Below are 24,547 nucleotides of genomic sequence, written 5' to 3'. Positions count from 1 at the left end.
TTTAGGTCCGGCCTTGATCCTTGCCAAGATGCACAGCCGAAACCTCCTGCGCCCCTCCATGCAAATTCACGTCAGCGAGAGCGGCGACACGCCTGCGGGCAGGCGCCGGGACGAAGATCACCGTCCTTGATGTCGCACGCAGAAGCGTGCCGGCCAGCGTACGCGCGCCAGTGCCGCCGGTACGGATCCATTCATGCAGAGCCTCAAGCTTGCCCAGCTCGGGCACCCCTTCGGTGCCGAGCGCGCGGACCGCACGTCCCAGCAGCCGCAGACCAACCTCCTCGGGCAGATCGAGAAAAGCCGCACGCGGCAGCCGATAGGCGCCGGGCGACGTTACGTCAAGCAACTCCGACGCGGCATGGCTCACCATGGCCTCCAGCGCCGCATCGGCACGGGCGGCCCTCTCGGCAAGGCGCGCCAGACGTTCGGCCCCCAGCCCTTCCCTCTCCAGCAGCGGCATCAGCAGACGCAGCCGGGCGCGGGCGAATCGCGTGTCGCGGTTGGAGGGATCTTCCACGAAGCCGACCCCGGCCCGATCGCAGACGGCGATAAGTTCGGCCTTGCGCACCCCGAGCAGTGGCCGCAGCAGAGCGACGCCCTCCAGCGGGCGCTCGGTCGCCATACCGGCCAAGCCGGAAATGCCGGAGCCGCGCATCAGTCGGAACAACACGGTCTCCGCCTGATCGTCGAGCGTATGGGCGGTGACGATCCCGGTCGCCCCGATGGCCTCCGCATGGCGGGCCAGCACCGCATAGCGGGCTTCGCGTGCAGCCTCCTGCAAACCGCGCATGGTCAGTGGCATCCCGAGTTGCAGCACCTCATGCGCCAGGCCAAGGTCGATCGCCAGGCGGCCTACCGCAGCGGCCTCCGCCGCGGCCTCAGGGCGTAGGCCGTGATCGACGCTGGCCACGCACAGCCTCGGGCCCTCGGCTCGCACCCGGCGCCACTGCCGCGCCAGCAGCATCAGCGCGGTAGAGTCCGGTCCACCCGAAACGGCGAGAAGCACCGTGCGATGGGCCAGAAGCCCCGAGAACAGTCGTTCCAGTCGATCGGCGCTCCACGCCGCGTCGGAAGATAAGTCGGGGAGCGATCCGTCGTCAGCAACCGGCACGCTTCTGCTCCCGCTCCACTCCCTGCTTGATGGAAGCGGAAGCACGCGGGTACTTGTTGTTGACGGCGTTGAGGGTCGCGCAGGCCGCATCCTTCTCACCGATCGCGGCCAGCGACTGCCCGAGACGCAGCAGCGCGTCCGGCGCCTTGACCGCATTGGGATAATCGGCGGACACCTTCAGGTAGCTCTGCGCCGCTTCCTTGTAAGCCTGTCGCGAATAGTCCGACTCGCCAAGGCCGAAATAGACGTCCGGCAGCAGCCGGTCATTGGGATATTGCTGCACGAAGCTCTTGAAGGTCTGCGAGGCGAGTGCGTAGTCCTGCCGCTGCATGTAGCCGACGCCGAGATCGTAGAGATCCTTGGGGCTGTTGGTCGGCGGCAACGTCGTCGCACCGCCACCGGCGACCGCGCCCGACAAGGTGCCGAGATCCATCGGCGCGGCGCCGGCACCGCCCGCCGCCGGAGACGGCCCGGCCCCAAGCGGACGCGGCGCCCCCGGCGCCGCCGACTGCTGCGAGGGGTCGAAGGCATCGGAGCGACGCCCCGGCTGCGCAGCCGGGCCGGCCGGGGGCTCGGCAGATGGCGCACGCGCGGGCGCGCCGCCGCCCATGCGCATGTCGAGCTGTTCCTGGAGATGCTTGACCTGCGTCTCCAGCTGCTGATTGCGGTATTGCAGCTGCTCGATCATGCCGGTCATCTGCCGCAACTGGTTCTCGATACGGTCGATGCGCACCGAGGTGCCATCATCGGGCGCCTCCGCCGGCGCGGCCTGCTGGTTGTTCGGGCGCACCTGTCCCGGCGGCCGGAAGATGTTCCCGAAGAAATTGTTATCCGCCTGTGCGAAGGCGGTATCGGCAGCCGGAACCGCCGAGATCAGAGCGACACAGGTGAGGGCGACGGACAAGCGCGCGGCGAACGGATTCATGGCGAACGGTACAGGCCTCAATGTCACGCGGCGCGGGCCGGGAAGCACCGCGTCATACCATTTGAACATACCGGCTCGATCGCGTCCAAAGTTTGACCTGTCGCCAGCCCTTGAACGCAAAACAAAACCCGGCCGGAGCAGTGCGCCGGCCGGGTTTGAAACAGCCGAGAAATGCGCGGATCACGAACCCGTGGCGTTCAGCACGGTGACGGCGCGCCGGTTCTGCGACCAGCAGGAAATGTCGTTGCATACCGCCACCGGGCGCTCCTTGCCGTAGGAGATGGTGCGCATGCGGTTGCCGTCGATGCCACGGCTCGCGAGATAGTCGCGCACGCTCTGGGCGCGGCGGGCGCCGAGCGCGATGTTGTATTCGCGGGTGCCGCGCTCGTCGGCATGGCCTTCGATGGTGAAGGTATAGCGGCCATAGGCCTGCAGCCACTGGGCCTGCTTGTCCAGCGTGGCGCGCGCCTGCGGCGTCAGATCGGTCTGGTCGCTCTCGAAGAACACGCGATCGCCGACCGACACGATGAACTCCTGCGGGCTGCCGGCCGGCGCGGAGCCGAGCTGGCCCATGCCGGGGCCACCCTGCCCGTCCATCGGGTTCTTGGCGCAGGCGGCCGCAAGCATAGCGAGACCGACGACAAGGGCGAGACGCGCCCCGCCGATATGGCGCAACATACGGATCATTCCGCTCAACTCCTCAATCCCCACGACCGGGGCGAACCCGATCTAGCACTCATCTGGTTAATCGAAGGTTCCGTCAACCTTTACGAAACCTTGCGGGAAACGGCAAAATCGGACGGATCATCGAAACCGTCCATTATCGTAAATCACGCCTTAACGCCGCAGCCAGCTGCCGGCACCCGCTCACGAACGCAGCGGCGACCACGCGGGGTCGGACGCATAGCTCGGGGTGGGAATGCGCTGCTCGTTATAGCCGGTGATGTCGACCGAATAGAGCTGCGGACCCGCCGCCCCAGCGGGATCGCGGAAGAACATGATCACCCGCCCGTTGGGCGCGAAGGTCGGCCCCTCATTGTGATAGCCCTCGGTCAGGATACGCTCGCCCGACCCGTCGGGACGCATCACGCCGATGGCGAAATGGCCACCGCCCTGCTTGGTGAAAGCGATCACGTCGCCGCGCGGCGACCACACCGGCGTCGAGTAACGTCCCTCGCCGAACGAAATCCGGTGCTGGTTCGAGCCATCCGGGTTCATGATGTAGATCTGCGACGTGCCGCCCCGATCGCTCTCGAAGCAGATCTGCGAGCCGTCCGGCGAGTAGCACGGAGCGGTATCGATCGCCGAGGTGTCGGTGAGCCGCGTCGTCGCCTTGGAACGCAGATCCATGACGAAGATGTTGGAGTTGCCGCCCTGCTGAAGCGACAGGATCACCCGCTGCCCATCCGGCGCGAAGCGCGGCGAGAAGCTCATATTCGGGAAGTTTCCGACCACCTCGCGCTGGCCGTTCTCGATGTTGAGCAGATAGACGCGCGGCTCGGCGCGGCCATAGCTCATATAGGTGATTTCCTGGCTGGTCGGCGAGAAACGCGGCGTCAGCACGAGGTCGTCGCCGCGCGTGAGATAGGTCACGTTGGCGCCGTCCTGGTCCATGATGGCGAGGCGCTTGATGCGCTTTTCCTTCGCGCCGCTTTCGTCGACGAAGACGATGCGGGTGTCGAAATAGCCCTTCTCGCCGGTCAGCCGCTCATAAATGGCGTCGGCGATGATATGGGCGACGCGGCGCCAGTTCTCCGGCTGGGTGAAATATTGCTGGCCGATCAGCTGCTGGCCGGCGAACACGTCCCACAGGCGGAATTCGGCCTTCACCCGCCCGTCGGGCTGGCGCGTCATGCGCCCGGTCACCAGCGCCTGCGCGTTGATCACCCGCCAGTCCTGGAAGCGCGGCGAGGCGTCCGGGTTGGTGATCTTCTCGACGAAGGCGGCCGGATCGAGCGGCGCGAACAGGCCGGAACGGCGCAGATCGGCAGTGATGATCTGGGTGACGCCCTTGCCCGCCTCGGCGTCCTGCGGACTGCCGCCGCCGACGAACTCGGTGATGGCGATCGGCAGCGGCTGCACGGAGCCGGAGGTGACGTCGAGACGCAGTGCCGCCTGGCTGCGGCTGGGCAGCAGCAGCCCTCCTCCGAGCGCGGCCATGCCGGTCACCACGGACCGCCGACCGATGAGACCGTAACCTTCCGTATTCTTGTACGTCATCATTAAATCTCGACCTCGGACGAACGGTCCCATCAGTAGTTCAGCATGGACGGATTGAAGTCGACCGTCAGGTCCCGCCAGGTGTCATATTTCTCGGGGCGTAGCATCGGGAACGGGTTGTCCTGATGGGCGGCGAGGTTGACGGCGCGCATCGCCGTCTCCTGCACCACCTTGGCATAGGGGTTCCCCGCGCCCTGTACTTCCACCAGTTGCGGAACGCCCTGGAGCCGACGATCAGGCCCGAGGATGAAGCGGATCGAGACGGTGATCCGCTCGACATCCACGCCGCCAGCCGGCAGCGACCAGAACTGACGGATATAGGCGCGCAGTGCGTCGATCTCGGTCTGCGAGAGCGAATTCGCGTCGCCTCGGGTGGCTCCCAGCGACGTCATCGAATTCATCGTGTCGCCGAGCGCCGCCTGCCGCCGCGGATCCTGCTTGTTCAGCAGCGCCGCGATCTGGTTGGGATTGAAGTCGCGCTGCTCCTTCGGCGGTGCCTGCACCACCTTGGGCGGAATGTCCTTCGGCTTCTTGGGCGGAGCCGGCGGTGGCGGGGGAGCCGCCTGCGCGGCCTGCGCCGGCTTCGGCTCGTCCTTCTTCGGCTCCGGCGGCTTGGCCGCCATCGATTCGGCATCCTTCGGCGGCGCCGGCTCGGGCTTCGCCTGAGGCTGCGGCGGGGCCGGCTTCGGCTCCGGGGGCTTGGCCTCGGCCTGCTGCTGCGGGGCGGGCTCGGGCTTCGCCTCGGGCGGCGGAGGCGGCGGCGGGGCCGCGGCTTCCTTCGCCGCCTTGACCTCCGGCTTCTCCGAAACCTTGGCGTCGAGATTTTCCGCCTGCTTCGGCTTGTCGATCTTCTCGACCACCGGCTTGGGCGCCTCGGCCTTCGGGGCGTCCTTCTTGCCGGACATCATCTTCGACAGCTCCGAATCGGAGACGATGTCGATCGGCATGGATTCCTGCACGATCTCGTAAGGGTTCGGAGACGCGAAGGAGATGGCCATGAAGCCGATGATGCCGATATGAAGGACAGCCGAAGAGACGAGACCCGCGCGCATGAAGCTCAGTTCCCCTGCTCGACTTCCGAGACCAGCGCAACGCGCTTGAACCCGGCGCCCGACAGGCGGCCCATGACCTTCATCACCGCGCCATAGTCGACGGTCTTGTCGCCGCGCACGAAGATGCGCTCGTCATAGCCGGCCTTGGCGATCGCCTGCAGCTTCGGCACCAGTTCGTCGACGGAAATCTCACTGTCCTGCAGGAAGACCTTGCCTTCATTGTTGATGGAGACCACCAGCGGTTCGCGGTCCTGCGAGACCGCCTGCGCCTGGGTCTGCGGCAGGTCGAGCGGCACGCCGACGGTCAGCATCGGCGCGGCGACCATGAAGATGATGAGCAGCACCAGCATCACGTCGACCATCGGCGTGACGTTGATTTCGGACATGACGGCGCCACCGCCGCCGCGACGACGTGAACGCCGCGACTGCCAGCCTCCGCCCCCGCCTCCCGACATACCCATGCGCGTCAGCCCCGTTCATCGATCTGGCGCGACAGGATCGCGGAGAACTCATCCGCAAAGCCCTCCAGCCGCAGCGCCAGCCGGTTCACTTGTGACACGAACTTGTTGTAGAAAATCGTCGCCGGGATGGCGGCGATAAGGCCGATTGCCGTTGCGAAAAGGGCTTCCGCGATGCCCGGCGCCACAACCGCGAGGCTGGTGTTCTTCGAGGCGGCAATCGACTGGAACGAGGTCATGATGCCCCACACCGTGCCGAACAGGCCGATGAACGGGCCGGCCGAACCGACGGTCGCCAGCACCAGGAGCCGTGCCTCCAGCCGCTCGACCTCGCGGGCGACGGTGACGTCCATCACCTTGTCGAGCCGCTGGGTCAGGCCCGCGAAGGAACGCGCACCGCCCTCATAGGAGCGCTTCCACTCCCGCATCGCCGCCACGAAGATCGCCGCCATCGCATGATTGGGGCGCGAGGACAGCGAGCGATACAGCTCTTCGAGGCTCTGGCCGGACCAGAAGGTCTGCTCGAAACGGTCCATCTGCCGCTTCATCCGGCCGAACAGGATGGTCTTGTCGATGATGATCGCCCAGACCCAGACCGAGGCGAGCACCAGACCCGCCATCACCACTTTGACGATGAAATGTGCCTGAAGGAACAGCCCGATCAGCGAAAGATCGGCGCTCGGGGCGGCCATGGCCGTTTGCGCCACGTCAGCAGGATTCATGTGATCTCAACCTCAAGCACCAGAGCCCGCCCGCCCACTCGGACGGACGGCACGCATAACGCGCGGACGCCACGGCGGTTTAATCGACACAAATGGACGTTCCCCCGACGGAAGCCGGGTCCTTGCATCCATTCGTTCACCCCTGTTCGTCGGTGAATCCGACGAAACTTGGGCGTGCGACGCCTCACGCCACGCTGATTAAGCACTTGCTAGGGTTAATGCCACGTTAGCGTTGCGGCACCGCAACACCGATCTCTTCAGACCTGTGGTGCCTCGTCCTGCGCCGCGCGCATGGCGGCACGCAAGGCGTCCGGGATGCGACGGGCACGCCCTTGCGAGACGAAGGCGACCTTCACCCGCCCCTCGACCAGCAGCTCGCCGCGACGCATCACTTTTTGCAGCAAAGTGATCGAGGCGCCGGCCACCTCGATGGGGCTGGTGTGGATTTCCAGCACGTCGTCGATGCGGGCCGGGCGCACGAAATCGAGCTGCATGGAGCGCACCACGAAGGCGAAGCCGGGCGCCTCCGCCAGCGCCTCGCCGAACAATTCGCCCTGCACCACGCCGATGAGGCGCAGATGGTCGGACCGCGCCCGCTCCATGAACCGCAGATAATTGGCGTGGTAGACGATGCCGGAGAAATCGGTGTCCTCGTAATAGATCCGAACGGGGAGCACATGGCCGCCCGGCACCAGCCGCCCGGCGAGATGGAGAAACGGATCGGCCGCGAGCTCGCGGGGATCGAGATGGGGCGCACGGGGATCTTGCACGCGGGGTTCCTGTCCACTCATGCCGCCCTCATAAACGAGACCGCGCCCCTTGTGAACAAAGGGCGCGGCCAAACTTCACGCAGATGCGAAGGCGTGATCAGTTGCCGGTGGCACCGTCCGCCGGGGCCTCGGGCGCCTGCGGGGCCGGGCGGCGACGCTCGGCCATGAACTGGTCGAACTCCGCCTTGTCCTTGGCCTGGCGCAGGCGATCGAGGAAGCCGCGGAAATCGCTCTGCTCTTCCTCGAGGCGACGCAGCGTCTCCTGGCGATACTCGTCGAAGGCGCGGTTACCGCTGGGGGGCATGCCGCGTCCCCAGCGGCCGAACGCGTTACGGAACGCCTCGCTGCCTTCTTCCTGCCACCGCGCGAAGCCGCGCCGTCCACCGCAACCCATACGTCCACTCCCGATTGTAAAGGCGAGGATCGCCAAACCGAGCGGCCACCAAGCCATGAAGCCCAGCACCGTCAGCGCGATCCAGGCCGGTTTGCCGTAACTGTCGAGCTTGTATGCGAGCTCCATGGCTGCCGTCCCGGTTAATGTTAAATACATTTACATATATGGACACGGCACGGCCGGTTGTCAATGCCGCAGCGTCGCGGATCAGGCGGAAGGTCCGCCGAGCCCCTTCAGATAGACGAGAAATCCAGCTTCCAGCAGCTCGTCCGGGGTCATCGGCAGCTTGCGCCGGGCGCCGTCGGCGCGGGCGAACAGCGAGGCGACGCCATGCGCCAGCGACCAGGTGTGCAGCGCCACCATCAGTGCCGGCGGCCGGGCCGGCATGTGAGAGACCAACACTTCCGCCGCCTCGCGCAGCACGGCGAAGGCACGGGCGCCGGCCTGCTGCAGGCCCTCATGCGCTTCCAGCGGCACGCCGGATTCGAACATGGCGATGTAATAGGACGGTTGCTGCCGGGCGAAATCGAGATAGGCGCGGCCCATGCGCTCATAGGCGGCGGCCGGCGACGGGCGTCCCTCCTGCCACGCCGCCTTCAGCACCTCGGCGAAGCGATCGAAGCCGGTGGTGGCTACGGCGGCGATCAGTTCGTCGCGATCACGGAAATGCCGGTAGGGCGCCGCCGCGCTCACGCCCGCACGGCGCGCCGCCTCGGCGAAGGTGACGCCGGCGATGCCCTTCTCGGCGATCAGCTCAAGCGTCGCCTGCATCAGGGCTTCCCGCAGGTTGCCGTGATGGTAGGAACGCGTCTCGCCTTTTCCGGTCCAGCTCATGTGAATGTGAATTACATTAGCGCGACGGCGGCGTCACGCATCTTCGCTGTCGTCGAACAGCGGCATCTGGTTGACCGAGGTAGGTATCGCCAGCCCCATATGCTTGAAGGCATGCGCCGTCAGCACCCGCCCGCGCGGGGTGCGCTGCACGAAGCCCTGCTGCACCAGATAGGGCTCGATGATCTCCTCGATGGCGTCGCGCGGCTCCGACAAGGCCGCTGCTATGGTCTCGACGCCAACCGGGCCACCGCCATAATTAACTGCAACTACAGTGAGATAGCGGCGATCCATCTGGTCCAACCCCAGCGCGTCGACCTCCAGATGGCCGAGCGCGTGGTCGGCGGCCGCGCGGTCGATGATCTCCTTGCCGGCCACCAGCGCGAAATCGCGAACCCGGCGCAGCAGCCGCCCGGCGATACGCGGCGTGCCACGGGCGCGGCGGGCGATCTCACGGGCGCCGTCCTTCGAAATCGGGATGCCGAGCACCCGCGCGCCGCGGGACACAACAAGCTCAAGCTCGCCGATCGTGTAGAAATTCAGCCGGATCGGAATACCGAAGCGATCACGCAAAGGTGTCGTCAGCAGACCCGAACGGGTGGTGGCTCCAACCAGCGTAAACTTCGACAGCGAAATCTTGACGGAACGTGCCGCCGGCCCTTCGCCGATGATCAGATCGAGCTCGTAATCTTCCATCGCCGGGTAGAGGATTTCCTCCACCGCCGGATTCAGCCGGTGAATCTCGTCGATGAACAGCACGTCGCGCTCTTCGAGATTGGTCAGCAGCGCCGCGAGGTCGCCGGCCTTGGCGATCACCGGGCCGGAGGTCGAGCGGAAGCCGACGCCCAACTCGCGCGCAACTATCTGCGCCAGCGTGGTTTTTCCCAATCCGGGCGGCCCGACGAACAGGACGTGGTCAAGCGCCTCGCCGCGCGCCTTGGCCGCCTTGATGAAGATATCGAGATTGGCGCGCGCCTGCTCCTGGCCGACGAACTCGGCCAGCATCTGCGGACGCAAGGTGGCTTCCGCGAGGTCTTCCTCACGCTTGTCGGGGGCAACCAGCCGCTTGGCGTTCATCGTCCGCCCCGCCGCCGGTCAGTGCAGTGAGGTGTGCGATGCGGCCGATTGCCGGGCATGGATGTACTGTGAGTGCAGTCGAGGCCACTCATCGCGCCAGCTCCTTCAGCCCGAGCCGGATCAGCCGGGCGGTATCCGCCCCCTCCCCCGCCTCGCGCAGCGCCGCGGCCACCGCCGCGCTGGCCTGCACCTGCGCATAGCCGAGATTGACCAGCGCCGAGACGGCGTCCGCCACCGGCGCCGGGGCGGAGCGGGCCGCCACCTGCCCGGCGAGGCTGGCGACCGCCGGGTCGACATCGGCGAAACCCGGCGCCTTGTCCTTCAGCTCGGCAACGATGCGCGCGGCGACCTTCGGGCCCACTCCGTTGGCCCGCGCCACCATCGCCCGGTCGCCGAGCGCCACCGCATTGGCGAGTTCGGAGGGCGACAGCACCGAGAGCACGTTCAGCGCCACCTTGGCGCCGACGCCCTGCACGTTCTGCAACAGCAGGAACCACGCCTTCTCCGCCTGCGAGACGAAGCCGTAGAGCCGGATCATGTCCTCGCGCACGAAGGTCTCGATGAACAACGTCGCCGCCTCGCCGGGCGAGGGCAGCGCCTGCAGGGTGCGCCCCGAGCAGTGGACGAGATAGCCGACCCCCTGCACGTCGAGGATGACGTGGTCCTCGTCGGAGGAATCCACCAGGCCCTTGAGCTTGCCGATCATCTGAGCCTGCCGATCATCGTGCCGCCGCCTTGGCCACCTTGGCCGTCACCCGCTTCTCGAACGAGGCGCGCAGCGCCGCCGCGCCCCTATGCTGGACATGGGTGACGGCGACCGCAAGCGCGTCGGCCGCGTCGTCGGTCTCGAAATCCGCCTGCGGCAGCAGCACCTTCATCATCATGCGGATCTGCGCCTTCTCCGCCCGCCCGGCGCCGACCACGGTCTTCTTCACCAGCAGCGCCGCATATTCGGCCACCGGCACCCCGGCAAGGGCGGGAGTGAGCAGCACCACCCCGCGCGCCTGGCCGAGCTTCAGCGTCGAGGCGGGATTGACGTTGACGAAGGTCTCCTCGACCGCCGCCTCGTCGGGCGCGAAGGCGGCGATGACAGCGGCGAGCTCGCGATGCAGCACGGCGAGGCGCTCGGCGAGCGTGCCTTCCTCCGGGGGCAGCACCGTGCCGCAGGCGATGAAGGAGAGCTTGGTCCCGGCGGCCTCGATCACCCCCCAGCCGGTGCGGCGGAGGCCGGGGTCGAGGCCGAGAATGCGAATCGGAGCGGACGCCATACCTTAGGAGGTACCCGAACAAACGACGAACGGCCAGTATGCGGGAGATCAGAAAGCCCGTGATTTCGCCACAGGCGAGGCGCATGGTTAACGCGGGATTAAGGGGCGGCACAGACCCCAGACACCCGGAGGAACGCCATGACCCACAGCTTTACCCGCTTTGCCGGCCTCGCGGCCGGTACCCTGCTGCTTGCCGGCCCGGCACTCGCCGCCGGCATGCTGACCGGCGCCGGCGGCAAGACGCTCTATGTGTTCGACAAGGACACCGGCGGCATGTCGGCTTGCTACGACGCCTGCGCCACCAACTGGCCGCCCTATCTCGGCAAGACCGGCGACGCGATGAAGACCGGCTGGACGCTGGTGCCGCGCAAGGACGGCGCCATGCAATGGGCCTATGACGGCAAGCCGCTCTACTACTTCGCCGGCGACAAGAAGGCCGGCGAAAAGGCGGGCGACGGGCGCAACGGCGTCTGGCACGTCGTGAACGACTAGGTCGCCGCAGCCACGCGGCCTTCCCGCCCATGGCCGGATGACGTCCGGCCATGGGAAGGTTGAGCTGTCAGTTCCGGCGTGCCGGCGTCAGCGCCCCGCTGGCCAGCACCACGCCGACGCCGGTGGCGGCGATGCCGATGATCGCCGCCGTGTCCGGGTGCTCACCGAGGAGCGGCACCGCCAGCCCGGCGGCCAGCGCCGGCACCAGGCCGGTGAAGGCGGCAGCGCGCGACGAGCCGAGCTTCTCGATCGCCATGCCGAAGGCGACCAGCGCCACCACGCCCGAGCCGACGCCCTGCACCAGCACCAGCTGCAGCACCTCGGCGCCATAGCCCGCCTGCAGCGCCGAGACGACGCCGGGCAGGCCGACCGGGGTGAGGATGATCGCCGACCACAGGCCGATCAGCCCCACCAGTTCCCTGGCGTCCATACCGGTGCGGCGGAAGGCGAGCGTGTAGCCGGCCCACAGACTGGCGCCGGTGAGCAGCAGCAAATGGCCGCGCCAGGCACCATCAGCCGAATTGATCAGCCCGCGCCCGCCGAGGGTGACGACGCCCAGCGCGATGCAGACGAAGCCGGCAGCACGCAGCCAGCCAAGCCGCTCCTTGAACGCCAGCACCGAGATCACCGCCACGATCAGCGGCATGGTGCCGGGCAGCAGCGGCCCGACATCGGCGGCCGGCACGAAGCGCATGGCGTTGGCGACCACCAGGAAGAAGATCGCCCCTGAACCCATGAAGCAGAACAGGAACGGCACCACCCGGCCGCGCGGCCACAACCCGATCTTCAGCCACCAGGGCGCCAGCACCAGCGCCGGCACCACGAAGCGCAGCCAGCCGACCGCCGAAGGGGTGACATGACCGGCCACGGCGTGACGGGTGGAGACGATCCAGCCGCCCCATATGGCAACGGCGAACAAGGCGAGCGCACCGCCCACCAGCCGGTCGGTCCGCTCGGCGGCGGCGCGGGCCGCAGCGGCGTCGGCCTCCGCCGCGGCGCAGATTTCTGAAACGCTCATGGCACTATCCCGAGTGGCACCGCCACGATTCCCGATGGCGCGCCTATTTGTTGGCGCCAATGTGGGGGTGCCGCGGCCCGGCGACAAATGAGTTTTGCCGATAGGGTGTTTCACCAAATGTGATGGAAGCGGCGAATTGACAAGAAACGGCGATTGACCGGCACGGGGCCGAGGGCTAGCAAGATGGCCACGGTGCCGCGCGTGCCGTTTCACTTTCGGCCGCCCTCGCTTTCCGCCAATCTCGCTTCCGGTTCCGCCGCGGCCCGTCCCTCACGGTGCATTCCTCGCGGTCCGTTTCTTACGGCTCGCTTCTTGCGGTTCGCCGCGAGCCCCCTTGGCGCAGGTGCGTTCATGTCCTTCGACGCGGCCCTGATCTGGGCCATCGCCACCGCCCTCCTCGCCGGCGCCACGCGCGGCTTTTCCGGCTTCGGCGGCGCGCTGATCTTCATGCCGCTGGTCGGCGCGGTATTCGGGCCGAAGCTGGCGGCGCCGACCTTGCTGATCATCGACACCGTGCTGACCCTGCCCATGGTGTTCCGGGCGCTGCGCGCCTGCATCTGGCGGCAGGTGGCGCCGCTCGCCATCGGCGCGGTGGTGGCGGTGCCGTTCGGCGTGTGGCTGCTGGAACGGGTCGACCCGGTGACGCTGCGCTGGGCGATCGCCGCGCTGGCGGTGGCGCTGCTGATGCTGCTGATCTTCGGCCGGGGCCTGAAGGCACCGCATTCGCTGGCCGCCCGGCTCGGCATCGGCGCGCTGGCCGGCGTGCTCGGCGGCGCCGCGCAGCTCTCCGGCCCGCCGGTGGTGGTGTACTGGCTCGGCACCGGCCAGAACGCGGCGCTGGTGCGGGCGAACCTGTTTGCCTTCTTCGCGCTGGTGACGGTGGCCTCCGCCACCGCCTATTTCAGCCACGGACTGATCGACGGCGAGGTGCTGAAACTGTCGCTGGTGCTCGGCCCGACCTATGCGCTCGGCCTCGTCGCCGGCGCGCGCGGCTTCCGGCTGGCCAGCGACCGGCAGTTCCGGCTGATCGCCTATGCGATCATCGCGCTGGCGGCGGTGGCCAGCATACCGCTGCTCGATCCGCTGCTGCGGCCCTGAGGGGCGCCGCAACAAAAATGCCCGGCCGGAGCCGGGCATCCTGCGCTCACGCGCTCAGAGGGTCTTCGTGAAGATGAGCGCTCACGCGCTCAGGGCGTCCTCGTGACGATAAGCGCTCACGCGCTCAGGGGCTCCTAGTGAAGATGAGCGCTCACGCGCTCATCTTGGCGATCATCGCCTCGGAGATCTCGAAATTGGCGTAGACGTTCTGCACGTCGTCATTGTCGTTCAGCGTGTCGACGAGACGGATCAGCTTCTCCGCCACCTCGTCGTCCACCGCGATGGTGTTCTGCGGGCGCCAGACCAGGCCCGACTTGCGCGGCTCGCCGAACTTGGCTTCCAGCGCCGCCGCCACCTCGTGCAGGTTCTCCATCGAGCAGACCACCTCGTGGCCGTCCTCGGAGGAGGAGACGTCGTCGGCGCCGGCCTCGATGGCGGCTTCCATCATCGCGTCCTCGGACGCCTTGGCGGCGTCGAACTCGACGACGCCGATGCGGTCGAACATGAACGACACCGCGCCGGTCTCGGCCAGCGCGCCGCCCGACTTGGTGAAGTAGGAGCGCACTTCCGAGGCGGTGCGGTTGCGGTTGTCGGTGAGCGCCTCGACGATGACGGCGACGCCGCCGGGGCCGTAGCCCTCATAGCGGATCTCGTCATAGTTCTCCGCATCGCCACCGGCCGCCTTCTTGATGGCGCGGTCGATATTGTCCTTCGGCATGTTTTCCGCGCGGGCCGCGAGGATGGCGGCGCGCAGGCGCGGGTTCATGTTGGGATCGGGCATGCCGAGCTTGGCGGAGACGGTGATTTCGCGCGCCAGCTTGGAGAACAGCTTGGAGCGCACCGCGTCCTGCTTGCCCTTGCGGTGCATGATGTTCTTGAACTGCGAATGCCCGGCCATGGCCGCCTCCACTTCGCGCGGGCCAGACGGACGCGGCCCTGCGTCAGAAATTCCAAGAAAATTCGTGTGGCCGGCTTATAGGCGAGAGCAGGGCCGCGCGTAAAGCGGGGGCCTTCATCGCCGCGCGCGCCGAACGCCGGCCGCAGCAGGCGGAAAACTACCAGAACGCCGGCAGCACCGGCTCCAGCAGCCCGCCGATGCGCACCGGGGCGACCTTCACCGCCCGGCCGTTGGCATCGGTCTCCACCGCGAGGCCGGACAGCGTGCCCGGCCCGGTCGCCGGCTCGAAGCGCGAGGAGCCGATCTTGCGGGTGAAGCGGCGCAGCGGCTCTTCCTTGTCCATGCCGATCACCCCGTCATAGGCACCGCACATGCCGACATCGGTCATGTAGGCGGTGCCCCCGGGCAGGATGCGGTGATCGGCGGTCGGCACATGGGTGTGGGTGCCGATGACGAGGCTGGCCCGGCCGTCGCACCAATGGCCGAAGGCCTGCTTCTCGCTGGTGGTCTCGGCATGGAAATCGACCAGCGCCGCGTCGCAGACCAGGCCGAGCGGCGCGGCGTCGAGCTCGCGGTCGATGGCGGCGAAGGGGTCGTCCATCGGATCCATGAAGGTGCGGCCCATGACGTTGACCACCAGCACGCGGACGCCGGACTGGGTCTCCACCAGCGCGGCGCCGCGCCCCGGCGTGCCGGCGGGATAATTGGCGGGGCGCACCAGGCGCGGGGCGCGCTCGATGAAGACGAGCGCCTCGCGCTGGTCGAAGGCGTGGTTGCCGAGCGTGACCGCATCCGCCCCGGCGGCGAGGAACTCCTCATAGATGCTCTCGGTGATGCCGAAGCCGCCCGCGGCGTTCTCGCCGTTCACCACCACACAGTCGAGCGACCACGCCTTGCGCAGGCCGGGAAGCTCGTCGAGCACGACCTGCCGCCCGACGCGGCCCACCACGTCGCCGAGAAAGAGTATGCGCATGATCAGCTCTTCAATTTTCCGAAAGACAGATATTTCGTGAACAGCTTACGTAGTTCAACGTCTTGGTTCAGATAGGCTTTTTTAATTTCATACTGCCTATCTAGGTGCTCCCGCCGACTCGCTTCGTCTTTCGCGACCTTCCCGGCGGGCAAAACCAATACCTGCCATTCACGCTTCAATTTTTCAATAAATTCAGTCACATCGCGGCCAAACAAAAACTCGGACCGGCTCGCCATCTCGTGCAAAGACCTTATGTCCTCGGTATCTGCGCTGCCGTTCTGCAGAACCCGAGCTCGGTATCTCTCAATCAAATCGTAGACAGCCAATCGTCTCTCAAAAAGGTCGAGGCGAAGCTTGTCTTTGGCAGTACGCCACTGGCGATACGCGATCATGGTGGCAATGCCGCCAATCACTAATGCCACGATTGTCGGACCTGACGCCTTCACAACTTCCAGCCAGTATGGCAGCCCGTCCGCCAAACGTCAGTCCTCCGCCGTCACCGTGATGATGCCGGCGTCGGTGACGACGGCGTCGAGCCGCTCATCATGCGACTCGGCGGGGAGACAGGGAAGCTCCTGCACCGCGAAGGCATAGCCGACCGCCTCGACCCGCTTCGCCCGCCGCAGTGCCGCCAGCGTGCGGTCGTAATAGCCGCCGCCATAGCCGAGCCGGTGCCCGCCCGGATCGAAGGCGGCAAGCGGCACGACCAGCACGTCGGGTATCACCAGCGGCGCGCTCTCCGGCGGCACCGGAATGCTCAAACGGCCGGGACCGGGCACTTCGACCAACGGCACGCCGGCGCTCCACAGCCGGAACAGCAGCGGCGCCTTCATGTCCACCACCACCGGCAAGGCAAGGTTCGCCCCGGCGGCGCGCAGGCCGGCGGCCAGCGGGCCGGTGTCGATCTCGGTACCGATGGGGGCGAACAGTGCCACCACCTCGCCCTCGACGTCGCCGAGCCAGGCGAGCGCATGCGCAGCCGCGCGCGCAGAGGCGGCAGCACGGGCGGGCGCATCCAACTCGGCGCGGCGGGCCAAGGCGGCGGCGCGGAGCGAGGGTTTGTCGAGGTGTGTCGAAGCAGCGGTCATGATGATCAGCGCGGAGCCGCGATGGCCGTTGGAAATCGATCCCGGGAACCTACAGCGTAGGTGGGCGCCGTGTGTCCAGACCCAGGGGTCTGGTCAGGGACAGCTCCCTTTGAGATCGATAAGGCCCCGGGGAATATGTTCTCCTGACGAACCTCGCAGCCCCGCATGACAAATCTAGGACGATGCCGCCCGGATTTAAAGAGGGGGGCGCCGGTTATCCGCCGATGACGGTGAGATGGCGGGCGGCGGGCAGGTTTTGAAGGGGACAGGCAAAGGGGTCCATCCCGGATCGGCGCTTCGGCTTCGCCTCGGCCGGTCCGGGAAACGGGGAAGGCACGTGGCGGGCGAGCGGCACGGAGGCAGGAGGTGCGGCGGAACGCGGCTGCTTTCTTCCCTCTTCCCACCCGCACCCCGCTGTCGCCGAGTTCGGGTCCGGCAAAGCCGAAGCCGGAAACATCCGGCTTCGACGGAAACGCGGCGCACGCAGCGGGTCGGTGCGGGTGCGCGGCTGTGGAGCCCTGAAGCGTCGTCCCCCTCACCCCACCTCTCCGTCGACATCGAATGGATCCGACGTCGACCGCTCCCTGCAGGTAACTCGGCAACAGCCGAGTTACCTGCAGGGAGACGGGCCCGAACGGCTCCGGTGATGCCGGTCATTCCAGCTCGGCAAGCCACCCTTCCGGAATACAGCACGCTCGCACCTTCTCCCGGGTCGCTCCTCCGCCGTCTCCCGCCCTCACACCTCCAGCATGATCTTGCCGATGTGCAGGCTGGTCTCCATGCGGGCATGGGCGGCGGCGGCGTTTTCCAACGGGAAGGTCTGGTCGAGCACCGGCTTCACCTTGCCGGCCTCGATCAGCGGCCACACCTTGGCGCGCAGCGAGGCGGCGATGGCGGCCTTCTCGGCATTGGGGCGCGAGCGCAGCGTCGAGCCCATATGCGACAGCCGCTTCAGCATCAGCCGCATATAGTCGATCTGCACCTTCGAGCCTTCCATGAAGGCGATCTGCACGATGCGCCCGAGCGGCGCCGCCACCTCGTAATTGCGGGCAATGTAGGAGCCGCCCACCATGTCGAGGATGACGTTGATGCCCTTGCCCCCGGTCTTCTCCTTGATGACGGCGACGAAGTCCTCGGTCTTGTAGTCGATGGCGACATCGGCGCCGAGATCGAGGCAGACCTTGCACTTCTCGGCGCTTCCGGCGGTGGCGAACACCGTGGCGCCATGGGCCTTGGCGAGCTGGATCGCCGTGGTGCCGATGCCCGAGGTGCCGCCATGCACCAGGAAGGTCTCGCCCGCCTTCAGCCCGGCGAGGTCGAACACATTGGTCCAGACGGTGAAGAAGGTCTCGGGCAGCGCCGCCGCCTCGACCATCGACAGGCCGGCCGGCACCGGGAGCGCCGCATCCGCCTGCGCGAGGCAGTACTGGGCGTAGCCGCCGCCGGAGACGAGGGCGCAGGCCTTGTCGCCGAGCTTCCAGCCGGTCACGCCCTCGCCGAGCGCCACCACTTCGCCGGCGATCTCGAGGCCCGGAATGTCCGGCGCGCCGGGCGGCGGCGGATAGAGCCCCTTGCGCTGCATGACGTCCGGCCGGTTGACGCCGGCGGCCGCCACCTTGACCAGGATCTCGCCGGCGCGCGGCACCGGAACCGGCCGCGTCTCCGGCACCAGGGCTTCGGGGCCGCCGGGCGTCGGCAGGCCGATGGCGGTCATGGTGGCGGGAAGCTCGGTCACGGGGATATCCTCGCAGTTTCAGGGCCGGAAGCGCGGCAGCGGGCAGGCAAACGGTTGAACCGTCAGGTCAAGGCGATTGGTTAAGTCATGGCGCCCACACTGGCAACCGACCCCGGCGCGCAATAGATAGCCCTGGGAGAGATGGCCGCCGAAGAGATGGTTCTGCCATCGCCAGCAAGGAGACCGAGATGATCGAGGACGATCCGTTCAGCATCCGCCCGGCTAAGCTGCCGGCGGCCCATGAGATCGGCGCCGACCTCTCCACCCTGTCGGAGGCCGAGCTGGAGGAACGCATCACGCTGCTGGAAGCCGAGATCGCGCGGCTGCGCGCCACGCTCAGCGGCAAGCGTTCCTCGCGGGCGGCGGCGGACGCTTTCTTCAAGCGATGAGACCGGCACCCGCCTCCCCCCGCCCGCCCGCCGCGCCGTCCAATGGGTTAACGGCGCGTTAAGCTTTCCGAAGCATTATCGGGGACAGTCCAGCATCTGGACGCGAGTGGCGCCTGTCACTCTGTTTGACGCCTCCCTGTCTTCACCTATCGAGCCGCCTGCGGGCGGCTCTTTTTTGGCCCTGCACCCGGATGGTGGGTTGCGGGGACATTGGCGCCGTCCGTCGCGTGCGACTGGACAGCCGGCCCGGCGCGCGCGACATCATGCTCGGGATTGCGGGCGGGGCGGGCGAATCGGGCGTGGCGAAGCCGCCGTGCCGGCGCGGAGTGACGGAGATGGCGAAGCGGACACCCGACAGGCGGGGTTTCGGCGGATCGAGCTCGGACGGGGCGGGTCTCGGCGGGCACGGGCCGACCGCGCCGGCGGACGCCGCTGACGGGCGACTGGTGAACCTTGCCGCGCGGCGGGTCGCCTCCCCGGCCTTCGCGGCGCTGTACGCCGAGGGCATCGCGCTGATCGACGCCAGCGCCGACTATCTCGACGGGCCCGGTCGGGCCGATTGCGCCGCGCTGGAGCGCCGCGCGCAGGCCGCCTATGCCGAGGAGAGCCGCCTTCTGTCGACGCGGCTGATGAACCTCACCTCCTGGCTGCTGCTGCAGAAGGCGGTGAGCGAGGGCGACATGAGCGCCGAGACCGCCCGCCGCGAGGCCGACAAGGTCGATCTCGGCGCCGAGGCGCCCACGCCCGAGCCGGATCCGCGGCTGCCGGCACCGCTGGCGGCGCTGATCCTGCGCAGCCTCGACCTCGAACGGCGGGTGCGGCAGCTCGACGCGGCGCTACGGGCGCGCCGGCCCGGCGAGCGCCCGGTCAATGCGGTGGCCGGCCAGATCGGTCGGCTGCGTTCCGCCTTCGAACGCCCGTGAGGCGACGCGCGGCCGGCACGGGAAAACCCCGCGCGGACGCGGCGGGGCGCCGGGCGCGAGGCCAATTGCCTGAAGCCCCATTGTCTAAAGCCATGACGACAAACGAAAACCCCCGCGCGCGGCACGGGGGTTTCGGGTAGTCGTCGTCGCGAAGCGCGACGGCTTCGAGGCCCGATCAGGCCTTGAGGAAGCCGGCGAACTTCTTCTGGAAGCGGGACACGCGGCCGCCGCGGTCGAGCAGCTGCGTCGAACCGCCGGTCCAGGCCGGGTGAACCTTGGGGTCGATGTCGAGCTGAAGGGTGTCGCCCTCCTTGCCGTAGGTCGACCGGGTCGTGTACTCGGTGCCGTCCGTCATCACCACTTTCACAAAGTGGTAGTCGGGATGGATGTTGCTCTTCATGGGTTGCATCCTCGCCGCCGCGGGGCCGGCCCCTTCCGAGGGAGCCACGCGGCGATCTTCAAAAACGATCCTGCCGGAAATCCGTGCGGGTCTATAACCGAGACCTGAGCGTGACACAAGTCGAGCCGACGATTGCCGAGACCGCCTCCCGCCGGCGCCGCGCCGACCTCACGCCGCTGAAGGCGCTGTGGCCGCATGTGAGGCGCTACAAGGGTCGCGCCCTCGCCGCCGTCGCCGCCCTGGTCGCCGCCGCGCTGGCGACGCTGGTGGTGCCGGTGGCGGTGCGCCGGATGATCGATCTCGGCTTCGACACCAGCCATGCCGGCTATGTCCAGCAGTATTTCCTGGTGATGATCGGCGTGGTCGCGGTGCTCGCCGGTGCCTCGGCGCTGCGCTACTACCTCGTCATGACGCTCGGCGAGCGCATCGTCGCCGATTTGCGCGCGCAGGTGTTCGCGCATCTGCTCAAGCTCGACGGCGCCTTCTACGACCAGGCGCGCGCCGGCGAGATCGTCTCGCGGCTGACCGCCGACACCACCCAGATCAAGTCGGCGGTCGGCGCCTCCGCCTCGATCGCCCTGCGCAACATCGTCTTGTTCATCGGCGCGGCGATCATGATGGCGATCACCAGCCCGTGGCTGTCGGTGATCCTCCTGGTGGCGATCCCGCTGATCGTGGTGGTGCTGCTCGGCTCCGGGCGCGGAGTGCGCAAGCGCTCGCGCGAGGCGCAGGACGTGCTCGCCGAGGCCTCCGCCTACGCCACCGAGGCGGTCGGCGCCATGCGCGCCTTGCAGGCCAACACCGCCGAGACGGCGGCGAAGGACCGCTTCGACGGCGCGGTCGAGCACGCCTTCGGCGCCGCCCGCGACGCCATCCGCGCCCGCTCCCTGCTGACCGGGGTGGCGATCTTCCTGATCTTCGCCTCGGTGGTCGGCATCCTCTGGGCCGGCGCCAATGCGGTGCTGGCCGGCACGATGAGCGCCGGCACGCTCGGCCAGTTCGTACTCTATGCGGTACTGGCGGCGAGCGGGCTCGGCCAGCTCGGCGAGGTGTGGGGCGAGGTCTCGCAGGCCGCCGGCGCCACCGGGCGCATCGCCGAGCTGCTCGACGAACAGCCCAGGGTCGCCCCGCCGGCCGCGCCGCGCGCGCTGCCGCAGCCCCCGGCGGGAGCGGTGCGCTTCGCCGAGGTCGGCTTCGCCTACCCGACCCGGCCCGAGCTGCCGGCGCTTGCCGGCGTCTCCTTCACGGTGCGGCCCGGCGAGCGGGTCGCCATCGTCGGCCCCTCGGGCGGCGGCAAGAGCACGCTGTTCCAGCTGCTGCTGCGCTTCTACGACCCGCAATCCGGCCATATCGAGATCGACGGCATCGACATCGCCACGGCGGACCCGCGCGCGGTGCGCGCTCGCCTCGCGCTGGTGCCGCAGGACGTCGCCATCTTCGCCGCCTCGATCCGCGAGAATATCCGCCTCGGCCGGCCCGAGGCCAGCGACGCCGAGGTGGAAGAGGCCGGCCGCCTCGCCAGCGCCGACGAATTCATCGAGCGGCTGCCCGAGCGCTGGAACACCCCGGTCGGCGAGCGCGGCGTGACGCTGTCCGGCGGCCAGCGCCAGCGCATCGCCATCGCCCGCGCCATCTTGCGCCAGGCGCCGGTGCTGCTGCTCGACGAGGCGACCTCGGCGCTCGACGCCGAGAGCGAGACGCTGGTGCAGGCGGCGCTCGACCGCTCCATGCAGGGGCGCACCACGCTGGTGATCGCCCACCGGCTCGCCACCGTGCTCTCCGCCGACCGCATCCTCGTCATGGAGCACGGTCGCATCGTCGAGGAAGGCCGCCATGCCGAGCTGGTGGCGAAGGGCGGGCTCTATGCCCGGCTGGCGGCGCTGCAATTCGGCGACAACGCGCCGGCGGCGCGGGCGGAGACGGCTTCGCCGATCTGAACGGTCGCCCCGGTTCCGCCAGCGCGGCGACGGCTCAGCCGGCGGACGGCGCCGGCGCGGCGCGCCGCTCCATCCTGAGCGTCGGGCGGCCGGAGGTCGGGTTGGTGCCGTGCGCCGTCACCACGAAGCCCAGCGTCGCGTAGAAGCGCACCGCACGGTCGTTCTCCTCGTTGACGTCCAGCGTCAGGCTGGTCGGCGAGGCCGTCGCGGCCGCCTCGATCAGCGCCCGCGCGATGCCGCGCCCCCAATGGTCGGGATGCACCACCAGCTGGTCGACATAGCCGGTCGACGGATCCACGGTGACGAAGCCCAGCGCCCGGCCGGCGTCGTCCACCGCCGTCTCCACCCGCGTGCCGGCGTCGATCAGCACGCCGATGCGCCGGCACAGCCAGCCGCGTCGCGCCTCGAAATCGATCTCCGGCATGGCTTCCTGCCAGCTCTCGACCCACAGATCGGCCAGAGCCGGCATCTGCTCCCAGCCGAAGCCGCGCAGCAGGGGCGAACCGGGAGGGATCATCTCAGCGTCCGCCTTTCGTCGCCGGCCGCTCCATCGCCCGCTCCTAGCGCTCGGTGAGCTTCAGCTCGATACGGCGGTTGCGGTTGCGCGCCTCGTCGCTGTCGCTGCCGTCGAGCGGCTGGTACTCGCCGAAGCCGGCGGCGACCAGATGCTGCGGCGACACGCCCTTGCCCGCCAGATACTGCACCACCGCGATGGCGCGCGCCGCCGACAGTTCCCAGTTGGAGGGGAATTGCGGCGTCTGGATCGGCCGGTCGTCGGTATGGCCGTCGACGCGCAGCACCCAGGCGAGGTCGGAGGGGATCTCCTTCTCCAGCTGGATCAGCGCCGCGGCGATCTGGTCCAGCGCCGGCATCGATTCCGGGCGCAGATTGGAAGAGGCGCGGTCGAAGAAGATCTCCGACTGGAACACGAAGCGGTCGCCGACCACGCGGATGCCCGGCCGGTTGCCGAGAATGGCGTTCAGCCGGCCGAAGAACTCCGAGCGGTAGCGGGTGAGCTCCTGCACACGCTGCGCCAGCGCGACATTGAGCCGGCGGCCGAGATCGGTGAGGCGGGCCTGACTCTCGCTGTCCTTCTTCTCGGCGATGTTCAGCGCCTCGTCCAGCGCCGCCACCTGCTTGCGCAGCGCGGCGATCTGCTGGTTGAGCAGCGCGATCTGCTGGGCGGCGTCGGTGGTGGCGTCCTTCTGCTGCGCCAGCTGGCGGCCGAGCTCGGCGTTCTGGCCCTGCGCGGCCGACAGGTCGGCCGGCACCGAGGCGGCGGCCTCGGCGGCGTCGAGCAGATCGGTGCGCTCCTTCTCCAGCGCCAGCAGGCTGGCGCGCAGATTGCCGATCTCGGAGGAGCTCTCGTCCTGGCCGGCGCGCTCCAGCGCCAGCTGGTCGGTGAGCGCGCGGATCTGCGCCTGCAGCCGCGACATTGCGTCGTCCTTGCCGGTCATCTCCTGGGTCAGGAAGAACTGCGCCAGCACGAACACCGACAACAGGAAGATGAAGACCATCAGCAGCGTCGACAGCGCGTCGACGAAGCCGGGCCAGTAATCGATCGTACGTTCGCGACCGCGGGAGCGTCCCAGCGCCATGGACCCGCCCTCCTCAGGCCCGCTCGCGGTCGCTCTCGCGGGCGAGCCGCTCGAGCAGCTTCTTGATGTCCTTCTGCTGCTCGGCCTGCGCCTCCACCCAGTCGCGCACCATCTGCTGCTCCGAGCGCATATGCTGCACCAGGCCCTGCAGGCTTTCGGCGAGATGCGCCATCGCGGTGGTGACACGCTGCGAGCCGGCCTCGGTCATGGTGCGGTCGAGCCGGGCGACGGCGTCGGTGAGGTGGTTGAGGTCGAGCTGGCTGAGGCCGGGCGGCGGCAGGAAGGCCGAGGGCGACGGCAGCGGCGCCGGGCCGGCCGGGGTGACCGGCGTCGCCGGCAGGGCGACCGGCAGCGGCGCCGGCACCGGCTTCGTCACCTTCTCGACGCCGAGATCCTCCACCGTGGTGGCGAGCCAGTCCTCAAGATCGGTGTAGAAGCGGTTCTGCGCCTGCCCGGCCTGCAAATCGAGGAAGCCGAGGATCAGCGAGCCGGCGAGGCCGAACAGCGAGGACGAGAACGAGATGCCCATGCCCGACAGCGGCGCGGCGAGGCCGGTCTTCATGGCGTCGAACACCGAGCCGGAATTCGGCCCGACATCGAGCGAGGCGATCACCCCGCCAATGGAGCCGACGGTCTCGATCAGGCCCCAGAACGTGCCGAGCAGGCCGAGGAACACCAGCAGGCCGGTGAGGTAGCGCAGCAGGTCCCGGCCCTCGTCGAGGCGGGTGCCGATCGACTCCATGATGCTGCGCATGGTCATCTGCGAGATGGTCATGCGACCGACGCGGTCGCCGAGCAGCGCCGCCATCGGCGCCAGCAGCACCGGGTTGCGCCGCACCTCGATGCCGGGATCGACCAGGCGGAACGCGTTCACCCACTCGACTTCCGGCAGCAGGCGGAACACCTGGCGGAAGGCGAACAGGATGCCGATGGCGAGCACGCCGAAGATGACGCCGTTCAGCCCGGGATTGTAGAGGAACGCCCGCCAGATCTGCTCGTGCAGCACGGAGCCGAGCGCCGCGCACAGCAGAAGGAACACGAACATCCGCACCAGGAAGATGCGGGGCGAAGACAGCTTGTGAAAGGGGTCGTTCGCGTCCATTGCCGGTGGCCGTCTCCTGCACGCGGCAACCGCGTTAGGACAGCGGCCACCGAAATCAAGGCCGGACT

At 68.3% G+C, this 24,547-nt stretch carries 28 protein-coding genes and 1 other RNA gene; 5 read left to right on the top strand and 24 right to left on the bottom strand.

Annotated features, from left to right (window positions below):
• Position 1: 1 nt before the first annotated feature.
• The 13 genes from tilS to ruvC all read right to left on the bottom strand — a co-directional run bounded on the left by tilS (position 2) and on the right by ruvC (position 10,828).
• On the bottom strand, positions 2-1,111 hold the full coding sequence (tilS, locus tag LGR54_RS20295) for a tRNA lysidine(34) synthetase TilS (protein WP_230363776.1): 1,110 nt from the start codon (positions 1,109-1,111) through the stop codon (positions 2-4).
• A complete protein-coding gene (gene ybgF / locus LGR54_RS20290) occupies positions 1,098-2,036 on the bottom strand; it encodes a tol-pal system protein YbgF (protein WP_230363775.1) in 939 nt (312 codons plus the stop codon). Before ybgF ends, tilS begins: the two co-directional genes overlap by 14 nt.
• 180 nt (positions 2,037-2,216) lie before the next feature.
• Positions 2,217-2,723, bottom strand: a complete 507-nt coding sequence (gene pal / locus LGR54_RS20285; protein ID WP_230363774.1) for a peptidoglycan-associated lipoprotein Pal — start codon at positions 2,721-2,723, stop codon at positions 2,217-2,219.
• 180 nt (positions 2,724-2,903) lie between these two features.
• Positions 2,904-4,196, bottom strand: coding sequence for a Tol-Pal system beta propeller repeat protein TolB (gene tolB, locus LGR54_RS20280; RefSeq protein ID WP_230363835.1), 1,293 nt, complete (start codon positions 4,194-4,196; stop codon positions 2,904-2,906).
• Between the two features lie 92 nt (positions 4,197-4,288).
• Positions 4,289-5,308, bottom strand: coding sequence for a cell envelope biogenesis protein TolA (locus LGR54_RS20275; protein ID WP_230363773.1), 1,020 nt, complete (start codon positions 5,306-5,308; stop codon positions 4,289-4,291).
• A 5-nt stretch (positions 5,309-5,313) separates the two neighbouring features.
• On the bottom strand, positions 5,314-5,769 hold the full coding sequence (tolR, locus tag LGR54_RS20270; RefSeq protein WP_230363772.1) for a protein TolR: 456 nt from the start codon (positions 5,767-5,769) through the stop codon (positions 5,314-5,316).
• A gap of 5 nt (positions 5,770-5,774) precedes the next feature.
• On the bottom strand, positions 5,775-6,488 hold the full coding sequence (gene tolQ, locus LGR54_RS20265; RefSeq protein ID WP_230363771.1) for a protein TolQ: 714 nt from the start codon (positions 6,486-6,488) through the stop codon (positions 5,775-5,777).
• A gap of 257 nt (positions 6,489-6,745) precedes the next feature.
• Positions 6,746-7,258, bottom strand: coding sequence for a tol-pal system-associated acyl-CoA thioesterase (ybgC, locus tag LGR54_RS20260; RefSeq protein WP_370638247.1), 513 nt, complete (start codon positions 7,256-7,258; stop codon positions 6,746-6,748).
• Positions 7,259-7,355: 97 nt separating this feature from the next.
• The gene (locus LGR54_RS20255) at positions 7,356-7,778 is read right to left on the bottom strand and encodes a DUF2852 domain-containing protein (RefSeq protein ID WP_230363770.1); all 423 of its coding nucleotides are present in this window, start codon (positions 7,776-7,778) and stop codon (positions 7,356-7,358) included.
• Between the two features lie 81 nt (positions 7,779-7,859).
• Positions 7,860-8,486, bottom strand: coding sequence for a TetR/AcrR family transcriptional regulator (locus LGR54_RS20250; protein WP_230363769.1), 627 nt, complete (start codon positions 8,484-8,486; stop codon positions 7,860-7,862).
• A 33-nt stretch (positions 8,487-8,519) separates the two neighbouring features.
• Entirely contained in the window at positions 8,520-9,560 is a 1,041-nt protein-coding gene (gene ruvB, locus LGR54_RS20245; protein WP_230363768.1) for a Holliday junction branch migration DNA helicase RuvB, read from the bottom strand.
• 88 nt (positions 9,561-9,648) lie between these two features.
• Positions 9,649-10,266 (bottom strand): Holliday junction branch migration protein RuvA, encoded by a 618-nt coding sequence (gene ruvA / locus LGR54_RS20240; RefSeq protein WP_230363767.1) that lies wholly within the window; start codon positions 10,264-10,266, stop codon positions 9,649-9,651.
• A gap of 13 nt (positions 10,267-10,279) precedes the next feature.
• Positions 10,280-10,828, bottom strand: a complete 549-nt coding sequence (gene ruvC, locus LGR54_RS20235; RefSeq protein WP_230363766.1) for a crossover junction endodeoxyribonuclease RuvC — start codon at positions 10,826-10,828, stop codon at positions 10,280-10,282.
• A gap of 138 nt (positions 10,829-10,966) precedes the next feature.
• Here ruvC and LGR54_RS20230 point away from each other — a divergent pair, with 138 nt between their 5' ends.
• Complete coding sequence (locus tag LGR54_RS20230; protein WP_230363765.1) at positions 10,967-11,320, top strand: hypothetical protein; 354 nt, start codon at positions 10,967-10,969, stop codon at positions 11,318-11,320.
• 67 nt (positions 11,321-11,387) lie between these two features.
• Here LGR54_RS20230 and LGR54_RS20225 read toward each other — a convergent pair whose 3' ends face one another.
• Positions 11,388-12,338, bottom strand: coding sequence for a DMT family transporter (locus LGR54_RS20225; RefSeq protein WP_230363764.1), 951 nt, complete (start codon positions 12,336-12,338; stop codon positions 11,388-11,390).
• Positions 12,339-12,689: 351 nt separating this feature from the next.
• Between LGR54_RS20225 and LGR54_RS20220 the strand changes: the two genes are divergently transcribed.
• Positions 12,690-13,436 (top strand): sulfite exporter TauE/SafE family protein, encoded by a 747-nt coding sequence (locus LGR54_RS20220; protein ID WP_230363763.1) that lies wholly within the window; start codon positions 12,690-12,692, stop codon positions 13,434-13,436.
• A gap of 151 nt (positions 13,437-13,587) precedes the next feature.
• On the opposite strand, the gene LGR54_RS20215 is transcribed toward LGR54_RS20220, so the two are convergent.
• From LGR54_RS20215 to LGR54_RS20190, 6 genes are all read right to left on the bottom strand, one after another.
• Positions 13,588-14,334, bottom strand: a complete 747-nt coding sequence (locus LGR54_RS20215; protein ID WP_230363762.1) for a YebC/PmpR family DNA-binding transcriptional regulator — start codon at positions 14,332-14,334, stop codon at positions 13,588-13,590.
• A gap of 157 nt (positions 14,335-14,491) precedes the next feature.
• Positions 14,492-15,307: a TIGR00282 family metallophosphoesterase gene (locus tag LGR54_RS20210; protein ID WP_230363761.1), complete on the bottom strand. Its 816-nt coding sequence runs from the start codon at positions 15,305-15,307 to the stop codon at positions 14,492-14,494.
• A gap of 2 nt (positions 15,308-15,309) precedes the next feature.
• On the bottom strand, positions 15,310-15,786 hold the full coding sequence (locus LGR54_RS20205; RefSeq protein ID WP_230363760.1) for a hypothetical protein: 477 nt from the start codon (positions 15,784-15,786) through the stop codon (positions 15,310-15,312).
• 3 nt (positions 15,787-15,789) lie between these two features.
• A complete protein-coding gene (locus LGR54_RS20200) occupies positions 15,790-16,395 on the bottom strand; it encodes a 5-formyltetrahydrofolate cyclo-ligase (protein WP_230363759.1) in 606 nt (201 codons plus the stop codon).
• A 9-nt stretch (positions 16,396-16,404) separates the two neighbouring features.
• Positions 16,405-16,560: non-coding RNA, 6S RNA (ssrS, locus tag LGR54_RS20195), on the bottom strand.
• A gap of 571 nt (positions 16,561-17,131) precedes the next feature.
• The gene (locus LGR54_RS20190) at positions 17,132-18,130 is read right to left on the bottom strand and encodes an NAD(P)H-quinone oxidoreductase (RefSeq protein WP_230363758.1); all 999 of its coding nucleotides are present in this window, start codon (positions 18,128-18,130) and stop codon (positions 17,132-17,134) included.
• A gap of 188 nt (positions 18,131-18,318) precedes the next feature.
• Here LGR54_RS20190 and LGR54_RS20185 point away from each other — a divergent pair, with 188 nt between their 5' ends.
• Both LGR54_RS20185 and LGR54_RS20180 read left to right on the top strand, forming a co-directional pair.
• On the top strand, positions 18,319-18,519 hold the full coding sequence (locus LGR54_RS20185) for a DUF1192 domain-containing protein (protein WP_230363757.1): 201 nt from the start codon (positions 18,319-18,321) through the stop codon (positions 18,517-18,519).
• A gap of 335 nt (positions 18,520-18,854) precedes the next feature.
• Positions 18,855-19,442, top strand: a complete 588-nt coding sequence (locus LGR54_RS20180; RefSeq protein ID WP_230363756.1) for a DUF1465 family protein — start codon at positions 18,855-18,857, stop codon at positions 19,440-19,442.
• A 175-nt stretch (positions 19,443-19,617) separates the two neighbouring features.
• On the opposite strand, the gene rpmE is transcribed toward LGR54_RS20180, so the two are convergent.
• Positions 19,618-19,842, bottom strand: coding sequence for a 50S ribosomal protein L31 (gene rpmE, locus LGR54_RS20175; protein ID WP_230363755.1), 225 nt, complete (start codon positions 19,840-19,842; stop codon positions 19,618-19,620).
• Between the two features lie 110 nt (positions 19,843-19,952).
• Between rpmE and LGR54_RS20170 the strand changes: the two genes are divergently transcribed.
• On the top strand, positions 19,953-21,779 hold the full coding sequence (locus LGR54_RS20170) for an ABC transporter transmembrane domain-containing protein (RefSeq protein ID WP_370638246.1): 1,827 nt from the start codon (positions 19,953-19,955) through the stop codon (positions 21,777-21,779).
• 34 nt (positions 21,780-21,813) lie between these two features.
• Here LGR54_RS20170 and LGR54_RS20165 read toward each other — a convergent pair whose 3' ends face one another.
• From LGR54_RS20165 to LGR54_RS20155, 3 genes are read right to left on the bottom strand one after another with little or no spacing between them, the layout of a single operon-like run.
• On the bottom strand, positions 21,814-22,296 hold the full coding sequence (locus LGR54_RS20165; protein ID WP_230363754.1) for a GNAT family N-acetyltransferase: 483 nt from the start codon (positions 22,294-22,296) through the stop codon (positions 21,814-21,816).
• Positions 22,297-22,339: 43 nt separating this feature from the next.
• The gene (locus LGR54_RS20160; protein ID WP_230363753.1) at positions 22,340-23,377 is read right to left on the bottom strand and encodes a peptidoglycan -binding protein; all 1,038 of its coding nucleotides are present in this window, start codon (positions 23,375-23,377) and stop codon (positions 22,340-22,342) included.
• A 13-nt stretch (positions 23,378-23,390) separates the two neighbouring features.
• Entirely contained in the window at positions 23,391-24,479 is a 1,089-nt protein-coding gene (locus LGR54_RS20155) for a MotA/TolQ/ExbB proton channel family protein (protein WP_230363752.1), read from the bottom strand.
• Positions 24,480-24,547: the final 68 nt, after the last annotated feature.

The organism is Ancylobacter sp. Lp-2 (assembly GCF_020523795.1).
Taxonomy (GTDB): Bacteria; Pseudomonadota; Alphaproteobacteria; order Rhizobiales; family Xanthobacteraceae; genus Ancylobacter.
This window is presented reverse-complemented; position numbering and strand designations above follow the sequence as displayed.